An 11,511-nucleotide genomic window follows, 5' to 3' on the forward strand; every position below is an offset into this window, starting at 1 on the left:
GCGCTGTGTATACACGGCGGGGGTTCTCACAGATCCCTCGGTCGCCTACGATGGCCGGTACGCACGGTTGCGTGCGCTGCGTCCAAGCCAACGGGCCGCGAATCAAGGAGGATTCATGGAAACTGCCGGTTACGCCGAAACCTATGCCGCGAGCGTCAACGACCCCGAGGCGTTTTGGCTGAAGGCAGCGGACCTCGTGGACTGGGATGTCCCTCCGCGGAGGGCCCTGGACGACTCCGGGGCGCCGCTGTACCGCTGGTTTCCGGACGGTGCGCTGAACACCAGTTACAACGCACTGGACCGCCACGTACTGGCCGGACGAGGCAGCGATGCGGCACTCGTCTACGACTCCGCGATGCTTGGCAGCCAGCGCACCTACACCTTTGCCGAACTGCTCTCGGAAGTGGAGAACTTCGCCGGGGTCCTGCACGGCCAGGGCATCCGTGCCGGGGACCGGGTGGTCATCTACCTGCCCATGATCCCGGAGGCAGTGATCGCCATGCTGGCCTGTGCACGGCTGGGAGCCGTGCACTCGGTGGTGTTCGGCGGCTTTGCCGCCACGGAACTGGCGGCACGGATCGACGACGCCCGTCCTGACGCCGTGGTGACCGCCAGCGGGGGACTTGAACCCAGGCGGCGGGTCGAATACCTCCCCGCCGTCGCCGAGGCACTGGAAGCAGCCTCCCACCGGGTGCGCGCCGTCATCGTCGCGTCGAGGGAGGGGTTTGCGCATACGGCGGCGGAACTGGACGGCGCGGGCGGCGCGGCATGGCTGGACTGGGCCCGGCTGGCGGCGTCTGCCCAGCCGCAGGGGCCGGTGAGCGTTGCGGCCACGGACCCGCTCTACATTCTCTATACCTCCGGGACCACGGGATCCCCCAAGGGGGTGGTGCGGGACAACGGCGGCCATGCAGTTGCCCTGGCCTGGTCGATGGCCAATATCTACGACGTCGCTCCCGGCCAGACAATGTGGACGGCCTCCGACGTGGGCTGGGTTGTGGGGCATTCATACATCGTTTACGGTCCTCTGATCGCCGGCGCCGCCACCGTTCTGTATGAAGGCAAACCCGTGGGTACCCCCGACGCCGGCGCCTTCTGGCGGGTGGCTGCCGAACACGGCGTCGACGTACTCTTCACGGCACCCACGGCGCTGCGGGCGATCCGCCGGGCCGACCCCGAGGCCGCACTCACCGCGGGATACGACCTCTCCGGCCTCCGGACCCTTTTCGCGGCGGGGGAGCGGCTTGACCCGGAAACGTACCGGTGGGCGTCTGAATCGCTGGGCATCCCGGTAGTAGACCACTGGTGGCAGACCGAAACCGGATGGGCCATCTGCGCGAACCCGATGGGACTGGACGCGCAGCCGCTGAAGGCCGGGTCGCCGACGTTCCCCGTCCCGGGGTTCCGGGTACGGATCGTCGACGGCGCCGGTGCGGAGGTCCCGCCCGGGACAGAGGGAAACATCGTGCTGGACCTGCCCCTGCCGCCGGGGACCCTCGCAACGCTGTGGGGCAGCGACGACCGCTACCGAGCCTCTTACCTTGAAGCGTTCGAAGGCAGCTATGCCACGGGCGACTCCGGGTACAGGGACGAGGACGGCTACGTGTTTGTGATGGGGAGGACGGATGACGTCATCAACGTGGCAGGACACCGGCTCTCCACCGGAGCGATCGAGCAGGTCATAGCCTCGCATCCCGCAGTTGCCGAATGCGCCGTGATTGGGGTGCAGGACAGTCTCAAGGGACAGCTGCCCTGCGGGTACGTGGTCCTCAAGGCCGGGTCGGAAGCTGCCGAGGACGAGATCCAGGCAGCGCTCGCGGACCTCGTGCGCACCCGGATCGGGCCGGTGGCCGACTTCCGCGAAGTGCGGGTGGTGGAGGCGCTGCCGAAGACGCGTTCCGGAAAGATCCTGCGGAAGACCATGCGCCAGATCGCTGACGGCGACGACTTCACCGTGCCCTCCACTATCGAAGACCGCTCAGTGCTCGATGACCTGATCCCGCTGCTGCGTCCCGGTGCCGCATCCTGACCCGTCGCCTAGAGGGCAGCTGCGGCTGCTGAGAGCGCCCAAAAGAGCCGTAAGTGCCTTCTCGCCGGCTGGCGCGAATTAGCGGCGCCAGGCGTACTCGAGCTCGGGCCGTCCCGGCGATCCGTAGCGCGGGGTACGGAGGACGGCGCGCTGGGCCGTGAGGTGTTCGAGGTACCGCCGCACGGTGATCCGTGACATGGACAGGGCAGCGGAGACTTCTGAGGCGGACATCGGCGCTCCGGCCTGCTTCAGCGTCGCCGAGACGGCCTCGAGTGTTTCCGGAGAGAGTCCCTTGGGAAGCACTGCCGGCACCGCCGGACGGAGGGCAGCAAGCGCGCGGTCCACCTCGGACTGAGTTGCGGAGGAGCCCTGCGAGGCCAGGTTCGCGTGGAACTCGCGGTAGGCGCCGAGCTTGGCGCTGAATGCCGCGAAGGTGAACGGTTTGATCAGGTACTGGGCAATTCCCGCAGACATTGCCTGGCGCACGACCGGCAGTTCGCGCACCGCAGTAACGGCAATGACGTCCGCCGGAATGCCTGAACCCCGGATGCGGCGCAGCAGGTCCAGCCCGTGGAGGTCCGGCAGGTTCATGTCCAGCAGCACCAGGTCAACTTCCGCATTCGCTGCCTGCAGGAGCTTCAGGGCCTCGGCCGCGGTGTGCGCGATGCCGGCCAGTGCGTATCCGTCGGTGCGGCGCACATATTCTGCGTGCACCTCCGCCACTACCGGTTCGTCCTCCACGACCAGGACACGGATAAGCCTTTCCGGCGTCATCGGCGTGCTCCTTCGGGCAGCGGCAGGAGCACGGTGAACCGTGCTCCTGGTCTCTCCGGGGTTGAGTCCAGCCGGAGCGTCCCGCCGAGCCGGAGCACGGCCTGGTTCACGAGCGCGAGCCCAAAGCCGCGACCGCTTCCGGGCAGGGCGGCCTTTGTGCTGAAACCCTGCTCGAAGATCCGCTGCTGCGACTCCGCCGGTATTCCTGGCCCGCTGTCCCGGACCGAGAGCCGGAACGCGGGCTGTCCGCCGTCGTCCGCTACGGCCAGATGCACGGTGACCTTCGGATCCGGCAGGCCCTGGACCGCGTCCATGGCGTTGTCAACGAGGTTTCCCACAATGGTTACCAGCTCGCCGGAGTCCAGCACGGCGGGCCCGGTGCCGTCTTCCGGGACCGCCTGGAGCTCCAGTTCCACATCGATTCCGCGCTCACGCGCCTGCGCTTTCTTGCCCGCGAGCAGGGCGGCCAGGGCCGGTTCGCCAACAGCGCTGACGACGTCGTCCGCCAGCTGCTGGGACTGCTCGAGGTCCCTGGTGGCAAACTCCAGTGCCTCCGCGGGGCGGTCCAGTTCGATGAGCGATACGACGGTGTGGAGGCGGTTGGCGTGTTCGTGCGCCTGTGCCTGCAGTGCGTCGGTGAGCGTCCGCATTGACTGCAGCTCTCCCGTCAGGGCTTCCACTTCCGTATGGTCGCGCAGGGTCGTTACTGTTCCCAGCCGTCTTGGTTCCCCGGACTTCCTTCCGCGGCCTGTACCGCCCGTCCCCGCGGCTACGGCGGGGGACTGGTTGATGACCAGGATGCGGTCTTTCGTGAAGTGGAATTCGTCAACGGCGGTGCGCCCTGTGCGCAGCAGTTCGGCGAGGGGAGCCGGAAGTCCCAGGGAGCCGAACCCGGTGGGGCTTTGCGCAGCCCCGGAAGGCAGCCCCAGCAGCTCTGCCGCCTGGTCGTTGCAGAGCACCAGGTCGCCGTCGTTGTTGATGAGCAGCAGGCCCTCCCGCAGCGAATGCAGTGCCGCGTCGTGGAAGGCGAAGACTCCCGCCAGTTCATCCGGACGCCGGTCCTGGGTGGTCCGGCGCAAATAACGGCTCAGCAGGAAGGAAGCCAGGCTTCCCCAGGCCAGGGCGGCAGTGGCAATGATGAACAGTCCCGGCAGCTCGGCATCACGGGCGATCGCCACGCGGTCCACGGTCAGCCCGGCCGCGACCAGTGCCCGGACCTCGCCGCGGCTGTCCAGGACCGGAACGATGGCTCGGACGGAGGGGCCCAGGGTTCCGGTGTACACCTCGGTGAAGGAGCTGCCGGTCAGCGCCTGGTCCACGGATCCGATGTACTGCCTGCCGATCTCGGATGCATTGCGGTGCGTGTAGCGTGTCCGGTCCGGAGCCATGATCGTGAGGAAATCCACATGGGCGGAGCCCATAACTGAGGATGCGTAGGGCTGGAGCGCGCTGCTTGGGTCAGCGCCGGCCACTGCTTCAAGTACGAACGGATCAGCCGCGATCGTCTCCGCGACGGAGAGCATGCGGTCCGCGGTTTCCTCGTAGCTGTGCTGCTCCGCCTGGACGTAGAGCGCCCAGGACAGCCCGGCGGACAGGCAAAGGATGAACGCCAACTGGCCAATGAGCAGCCGGCTGGCCAGGCTCCACTTGCGCAAGTAACTCCTTCGGCGCACAACGCGCGTTCTGTTGTCCCGGCGGCGGGTTGCCGCGGGACCTCCGTGAACAGTATGAACACAACCGTGACCACCGTCACACGCTGGGGAGAGGATGTACCCGGATTACTTCCGGTTCCTGCTGCGCTTCGCCGCCGGGGCCCAGCTACCAACGAAGCTAGGAGCATGCGATGGCCTCTGCCACCATACCCGGCGGCGACCAGCCACCGGTCAAAGCCAAAAAGAAGGACCGGACCCACGTCCTGTACATAGCCGTGATCGCTGCCGTGGTTCTGGGCGCGGTCATTGGGCTGGTCGCGCCCGAAATCGGCAAGTCCATGAAGCCGCTCGGTACAGCGTTCATTGGGCTGATCAAGATGATGATCGCGCCGGTGATTTTCTGCACCATCGTCCTGGGTATCGGCTCGATCGCCAAGGCGGCAACGGTCGGCAAGGTAGGCGGCCTGGCGCTTGGCTACTTCATCGTCATGTCCACCTTCGCGCTCGCCATCGGCATCGTAGTGGGCAACTTCATCCACCCCGGTGAGGGCCTGGACCTGCAGTCATCCGGTGCCGCGGCACCGGCAGCCCCGGAGGAGGACGGCGGGACAGTCGGATTCCTGCTCGGGATCATTCCCACCACGCTGCTGGCCTCGCTGACCGGCGAGTCGATCCTGCAGACCCTTTTCGTGGCACTGCTGGTGGGTTTCGCGCTGCAGAAGATGGGCAAGGGCGGCGCACCGATCCTCAAGGGCATCGGCTACATCCAGGTACTGGTCTTCCGGATCCTCATGATGATCATGTGGCTCGCACCGATCGGCGCCTTCGGTGCCATTGCCGCCGTCGTGGGCGAGACCGGCGTGCAGGCGATCGTCTCCATGGCCACCCTCATGATCGCGTTCTACCTGACCTGCGTGCTCTTCATCGCCGTCATCCTCGGAGGACTGCTGAAGATCGTCACCGGGTTCAACATCTTCAAGCTGATGCGTTACCTCGGCCGGGAATACCTGCTGATCTTCTCCACCTCGTCCTCCGAGGTGGCGCTGCCGCGGCTGATCGCGAAGATGGAGCACCTGGGCGTGTCCAAGCCGGTTGTCGGTGTCACCGTGCCCACCGGCTACTCCTTCAACCTGGACGGCACCGCAATCTACCTGACTATGGCCGCGCTGTTTGTCGCCTCCGCGATGGGCAAGCCGCTGGAACTCGGTGAGCAGATCTCCCTGCTGGTCTTCATGATCATCGCTTCCAAGGGTGCTGCCGGTGTTACCGGTGCAGGCCTTGCGACCCTGGCCGGCGGCCTGCAGTCCCACCGCCCCGACCTGATCGAGGGTGTAGGCCTGATCGTGGGCATCGACCGGTTTATGTCCGAAGCCCGGGCCCTGACCAACTTCACCGGCAACGCCGTCGCCACCGTGCTGATCGGCACCTGGACCAGGGAGATCGACAAGGATCAGGTCCGCCGTGTCCTGGACAAGGAACTGCCGTTCGACGAAGCCAGCATGAACGTCGACGCAGGGTCCGGCGAACCGGAGCCGACGGAGGAGTCCCGTGAAGTAGAGAGCGCGGTTCCCGCTGCAGGCAGCCGGTCCTAGCCCGCGCCGGAAGCTGAGCCGACAGACAGAGGCAGATAAAAAAGGAACGCTCCCGCACTTGGCGGGAGCGTTCCTTTTTGTGTTTAGCTGCTAAGCGCGGGAAGCGTCTGCCGCCCGGCCTGCTTCCGCGGTGTCCGGCTGTTCCCGGCCCGCTACCCGCGTCTCCCAGGCAGCCATCACCGCGGGGTCGGTCCGCGGAGTCAGCAGCGACACCACGAAGTACACCGCAGCGGAGGCGATGAGGCCAAAGTAGATGGGCTCGTTGGCGTACACGCCGTCATACGGTGCGTCTCCGGTGATTTCCAGATAGATCATGGTGGCAAGGGTGGCCACCGTTCCGGCGACCATGGATGCCGCGGCGCCGAAGCCGGTGCCCCGTTTCCAGAACAGACCGCCCAGGATCGCCACCAGCAGGCCGCCCACCAGGATGTCGTACGCAATGGTCAGGGCAGCTACCACGTCCTGGACCACAATGGCCAGCAGGATGGTCACGACGCCCAGGCCCAGGACCCAGGCCTGGCTGCGGGCGACGTCGTGCTCCGGGTTTCCGTCGGACGGGGCACCGGTGCCGGCGGACTTTGAACCGCCGAACCAGCTGCGGACGTAGGGCACGACGTCGGTGCGGGCCACCGTGGCGGCCGCAATGAGGGAACCGGAGGCGGTGGACATCATGGCCGCCACGGCGGCGGCAAGGACCAGCCCGCCCAGCCCGACGGGCAGGATGTTCATGGCGACGTCTGCGTAGACGTCATCCTTGGACTCGATGGCCGGCAGGACGACGGAGGCGGCCATGCCGATCAGCGCCCCGGCGACGCCGTACAGGATGCAGTAGATGCCTGCGGCGGTGCCGCCCCAGCGCGCAATCAGCGGGGTGCGGGCGGTGAAGACCCGCTGCCAGATGTCCTGGCCGATCAGCAGGCCAAGCGTGTAGACCACAAAATACGTGATGATGCTCTGCGCGCCGATGCCCGTGATGCTGAAGAACTCGGCGTCAACCCGTTCGCGGATGCCTTCGATGCCACCGGCGTTGGAGAAGGTGAAGGGAAGCATCAGGGCGAACACGCCGATTGTCTTGATGATGAACTGGGCCATGTCGGCCAGTGTGATGGACCACATACCGCCAATGGTCGAGTAAATGAGCACGACGGCGCCGCCCACGGCGATTGCCAGCCAGCGGTCCCAGCCGAAGAGCACCACGAAGATGGTGGCGTAGGCGCCCGTGGAAGTGGCGCAGAGCATGAGGGTGTAGGCGAGCATGACCACGGAGGACATCCGGGTGGAACCGGCGCCGTAGCGAAGCGACAGCATTTGGGAAACCGTGTAGATCTTCAGCTTCTGCAGCTTCGAGGCGAACAGCACGCTCAGCAGCAGGACACCGGTGCCGATCGCCACCACCAGCCACATTCCGGAGATGCCGTACTGGTAGCCGAGGCCCACACCGCCTACGGTTGACGCACCGCCCAGGACCACGGCAGCCATGGTCCCCGTGTAGAAGAGCGGACCTAGGCGCCTGCCGGCAACCAGGTAGTCACTTTCATTTTTGGTGCGGGACTTTCCCCACCATCCGAAAGCAAGCATCCCCACGAGGTAGGCCACAACGATCGCGGCATTTATATATTCCACATTCGGTCCTGTCGGTTCGGCGGACTGGGGTTTGACGTGGACCTCTGCCTCGTATTGCCTTACAGTCAACATCTGTTTACCTAGACGCTAACCGCCTTTTCGAAAAAGCGTCAATGGTTTCAGCCAAACTCGTCACAGCGACCGCTCCCCGCGCCGCGCCTGGCGGAGGAACATTCGAGTTAAGGTTGAGCGTCAAGGCTCGCAGGTGTTGCGGCCCTTGATTCGCAGGATCCGAGTTGCACGGTTGTAACCTTGGAAAGGACAGCCAGCAGGACAGCTAGAGACGGAAGCGTGGATTTATACGTGAGCAGCGAACAGAGTTCCACAACTCTGCAGGACGAGGCGCAGGGCGCGGCCGACGAGGCCATGGGTCCCACCGGCCGGCCGCTGACTGAGTTTCCGGAGCCTCCGGTCCTGACTTCCCACGGTCCGGCCCGCATCATTGCGATGGTGAACCAGAAGGGCGGCGTCGGCAAGACGACGTCCACCATCAACCTCGGTGCTGCGCTGGCGGAAGCCGGACGCAAGGTACTGCTGGTGGACTTCGACCCGCAGGGCGCCCTGTCCGCCGGGCTTGGCACCAACCCCCACGAGCTGGACGTCACCGTCTACAACGTGCTCATGGACCGGAAGGTGGACATCCGTGACGCGATCCAGGAAACGCATGTAGACAACATCGACCTGCTGCCGGCCAACATCGATCTCTCCGCCGCCGAAGTCCAGCTGGTCAACGAAGTTGCCCGCGAACAGGTCCTGGAACGCGCGCTGCGCCGCGTCTCGGACGACTACGACGTCATCCTGATCGACTGCCAGCCCTCCCTGGGCCTGCTGACGGTCAACGCGCTTACCGCCGCCCACGGCGTGATCATCCCGCTGATCTGCGAGTTCTTCGCGCTTCGTGCCGTCGCGCTGCTGGTGGAGACCATCGAGAAGGTCCAGGACCGGCTGAACCCGGGGCTGCAGGTGGACGGCGTGCTCGCCACCATGTACGACGCACGGACCCTGCACAGCCGGGAAGTCATTGGCCGCCTGGTGGAAGCCTTCGGGGACAAGGTCTTCGAGACCGTTATCAAGCGCACCATTAAGTTCGCCGACGCCACCGTCGCTGCCGAACCGATCACCTCCTACGCCGGAAACCACGCCGGCGCGGAGTCCTACCGCCGCCTGGCCAAGGAACTGATTGCCCGCGGCGGCGCACCCTAGCGCCGCAGGGGATACGGCCGCCGCGGCCGGGTTTGAAGTCCGGCTGGAGAACTTCCGCGGCCCGTTCGACGTGCTGCTGGGCCTCATTACCAAGCATGAGCTGGACATCACTGAAATCGCGCTGGCCACCGTCACCGACGAGTTCATTGCCTATATCCGGGCGCTGACTGCCTCCGGCCAGGGCTGGGCCCTGGACGAGGCGAGCGAATTCCTGGTCATCGCGGCCACGCTCCTGGACCTGAAGGCCGCGCGCCTGCTTCCTGCCGGGGACGTGGAGGACGACGACGACATCGCGCTCCTTGAGGCGCGGGACCTGCTCTTCGCCCGGCTGCTGCAGTACCGGGCCTTCAAACAGGTGGCCTCCCTGATGGCGAGCCGGCTGGAGGAAGAAGGCCTGCGCTTTCCCCGGGACACCGCACTGGAGCCGCACCTGGCTGCCATGCTGCCGGAACTGATCTGGAAGACCAGTGCCGAGGAGTTTGGGCAGCTGGCACGGAAGGCACTCGAGCCCAAACCGGGGCCGCCCACAGAAGTTGGCCTGGCGCATCTGCACGCACCGCGGGTCAGCGTGAGGGAACAGGCCCGGATCATCGGGGACAGGCTGCGGCAGGGCAGCCCCCTGACGTTCCTCGAGCTGACAGAGGGCGCCACCCCGCTGGAAGTAGTCGGCCGGTTCCTGGCCCTGCTGGAAATGTTCCGGGACGGTGTCCTGGCCTTTGACCAGCCGGAGCCGCTGGGCGAGCTGAAGATTACCTGGACCGGAACCGGCCCCCAGGGTTGGTCCGCCTCCGCCCTCACCGATGAATACGACGACGCTGATGAGGAGACCGATGCAGCCGCAGCTCTCGAACCGGGGTACTGAAAACTCCGCCATGTCCAGCGAGGCTGTTGTGCAGGAGAGGCCAGGTGGAATACGGGCAGCCGCCGAAGCGGTCCTGATGGTGGCCAGCGAGCCGGTGGGTGCCGCAAGCCTAGCCGGCGCGCTGGGGATCGGCACCGCGGCTGCCGAAGAGCTCCTTGACGATCTGCGCAAAGAGTATGACGGCTATACTGGGGATGGACCTGACGGGCTGCGAGCCGTCGAACCGCGTGGTTTTGAGCTCCGGGAAGTTGCCGGCGGCTGGCGAATCTACTCCCGCCCCGCCTTCGCCGACGTCGTTGGACAGTTCGTCCTCGAAGGGCAGAGCGCACGGCTTTCCCAAGCCGCGCTGGAAACCCTGGCAGTGGTTGCCTACCGGCAGCCGGTTACCCGCGGACAAATTTCGGCTATCCGTGGAGTCAACGTTGATTCCGTGGTCCGCACGCTGGTCCAGCGGGGACTGGTAACTGAATCCGGTACCGAACCCGAGACCGGTTCACTGCTCTACGTGACGACTCCGCTTTTCCTGGAAAAGCTGGGTTTGGGCAGCGTAGAGGAACTGCCGCAGATCGCACCGCACTTGCCCGGGCTGGAAAACCTCCCGGAATTTGAAGAAACTACTTACTAACCGCTACACCCGAAGGACTTCTCAATGACACAGGCACCCCGTTCCGGCTCCGGCCGCAGTAATCCGCGCAGCGGCGGGGGAGCAGGCTCCGGCCGCGGCTTCGGCAAGGGCTCCAAGCCCGCCACCGGACGCACCGGCGGCCCGAAGTCCTCGGGCGGCGCAGGCGCCCCCAAATCGGGCGGCTTCAAGCCCGGCACTCCCAAGTCAGGCGCGCCCAAATCGGGCGGTTTCAAGGGCGGCGCACCCAAGGAAGGCAGCTTCAAGCCCGGTGGTCCCCGCACCGGTGCCCCCAAGGGGAAGGGCGGGGAGCGGGCCTTCCGCAACGAACGCTTCGGTAAGAACCTGGGCCCGGTGACCAGGCGTCCCTCGACGCGCCGCCCGGGCAAGCCGGTCATCTCCGAACACCATGACCCTGAGGGCGTCCGCCTGCAGAAGGTCATGGCCAGCGCCGGAGTTGCCTCGCGCCGCGTCTGCGAGGAAATGATCACCGAGGGCCGCGTGGAGGTCGACGGTGAAGTCGTCACCGAACTGGGCGTGCGCGTTGACCCCAAGACCGTTGCCATCCATGTGGACGGCATGCGCCTGCAGCTCGACGAGACGCAGAAGTACTACGTCTTCAACAAGCCGCGCGGCGTCGTCTCCACCATGGAGGACCCGGAGGGCCGTCCGTGCATCAGCGACTACCTCAAGAGCACCAACAAGCATGAGCGCCTTTTCCATGTTGGCCGGCTGGACACCAACACCGAGGGTCTGCTGCTGCTGACCAACGACGGCGAGCTGGCCAACCGCCTCACCCACCCTTCCTACGAGGTGCCCAAGACCTACCTGGTGCAGGTGCGTGGCCCCATGGCCCACGGCGTCGGCGCCCAGATGCGTGAAGGCATTGAGCTGGAGGACGGGTTTGCCAAGGTTGATTCTTTCCGCCTGGTGGATTCAACCCCGGGCCACATCCTTGTGGAGGTTGTGCTCCACTCCGGCCGGAACCGTATTGTCCGCCGTATGTTCGACGCCGTTGGCCACCCCGTGGAGCGCCTGGTCCGCACCCAGATGGGACCGATCCGCCTGAACGACCAGCGCCAGGGCAGCATCCGTGTCCTGGGACGCCACGAAGTCGGCCACCTGATGGCCGTCGTGGGCCTCTAGTCCCGTGA

9 protein-coding genes are annotated in these 11,511 nt (G+C 66.0%); 6 read left to right on the top strand and 3 right to left on the bottom strand.

Annotation, left to right across the window (positions count from 1 at the left end):
- Nucleotides 1-115: 115 nt before the first annotated feature.
- Entirely contained in the window at nt 116-2,029 is a 1,914-nt protein-coding gene (locus tag ITX31_RS11895) for an AMP-binding protein (RefSeq protein WP_194783664.1), read from the top strand.
- 78 nt (nt 2,030-2,107) lie between these two features.
- Here the strand turns inward: ITX31_RS11895 and ITX31_RS11900 are convergent, their stop codons facing one another.
- Together ITX31_RS11900 and ITX31_RS11905 are read right to left on the bottom strand one after the other, a co-directional pair.
- On the bottom strand, nt 2,108-2,803 hold the full coding sequence (locus ITX31_RS11900; protein WP_194783665.1) for a response regulator: 696 nt from the start codon (nt 2,801-2,803) through the stop codon (nt 2,108-2,110).
- Nucleotides 2,800-4,458 (bottom strand): sensor histidine kinase, encoded by a 1,659-nt coding sequence (locus tag ITX31_RS11905; protein ID WP_194783666.1) that lies wholly within the window; start codon nt 4,456-4,458, stop codon nt 2,800-2,802. Before ITX31_RS11905 ends, ITX31_RS11900 begins: the two co-directional genes overlap by 4 nt.
- Nucleotides 4,459-4,646: 188 nt before the next feature.
- Here ITX31_RS11905 and ITX31_RS11910 point away from each other — a divergent pair, with 188 nt between their 5' ends.
- Nucleotides 4,647-6,047, top strand: coding sequence for a cation:dicarboxylate symporter family transporter (locus tag ITX31_RS11910; protein ID WP_194783667.1), 1,401 nt, complete (start codon nt 4,647-4,649; stop codon nt 6,045-6,047).
- Between the two features lie 90 nt (nt 6,048-6,137).
- Here ITX31_RS11910 and ITX31_RS11915 read toward each other — a convergent pair whose 3' ends face one another.
- Nucleotides 6,138-7,625, bottom strand: a complete 1,488-nt coding sequence (locus ITX31_RS11915) for a sodium:solute symporter (RefSeq protein ID WP_228529380.1) — start codon at nt 7,623-7,625, stop codon at nt 6,138-6,140.
- 348 nt (nt 7,626-7,973) lie between these two features.
- Here ITX31_RS11915 and ITX31_RS11920 point away from each other — a divergent pair, with 348 nt between their 5' ends.
- From ITX31_RS11920 to ITX31_RS11935, 4 genes are read left to right on the top strand one after another with little or no spacing between them, the layout of a single operon-like run.
- Nucleotides 7,974-8,873 carry a ParA family protein gene (locus tag ITX31_RS11920; RefSeq protein WP_416354817.1) on the top strand — a complete coding sequence of 300 codons (900 nt, stop codon included), beginning with the start codon at nt 7,974-7,976 and terminating at the stop codon, nt 8,871-8,873.
- Nucleotides 8,851-9,735, top strand: coding sequence for a segregation and condensation protein A (locus ITX31_RS11925; protein WP_194783669.1), 885 nt, complete (start codon nt 8,851-8,853; stop codon nt 9,733-9,735). The genes ITX31_RS11920 and ITX31_RS11925 overlap by 23 nt, the downstream gene beginning before the upstream one ends.
- Before the next feature lie 10 nt (nt 9,736-9,745).
- Nucleotides 9,746-10,360 carry an SMC-Scp complex subunit ScpB gene (scpB, locus tag ITX31_RS11930; RefSeq protein ID WP_228529322.1) on the top strand — a complete coding sequence of 205 codons (615 nt, stop codon included), beginning with the start codon at nt 9,746-9,748 and terminating at the stop codon, nt 10,358-10,360.
- Between the two features lie 24 nt (nt 10,361-10,384).
- Nucleotides 10,385-11,503, top strand: a complete 1,119-nt coding sequence (locus ITX31_RS11935) for a pseudouridine synthase (RefSeq protein WP_194783671.1) — start codon at nt 10,385-10,387, stop codon at nt 11,501-11,503.
- The last annotated feature ends 8 nt before the right edge of the window (nt 11,504-11,511 follow it).

It is taken from the genome of Arthrobacter gandavensis (assembly GCF_015355785.1).
In the GTDB taxonomy this organism is placed as follows: domain Bacteria; phylum Actinomycetota; class Actinomycetes; order Actinomycetales; family Micrococcaceae; genus Arthrobacter_B; species Arthrobacter_B gandavensis_A.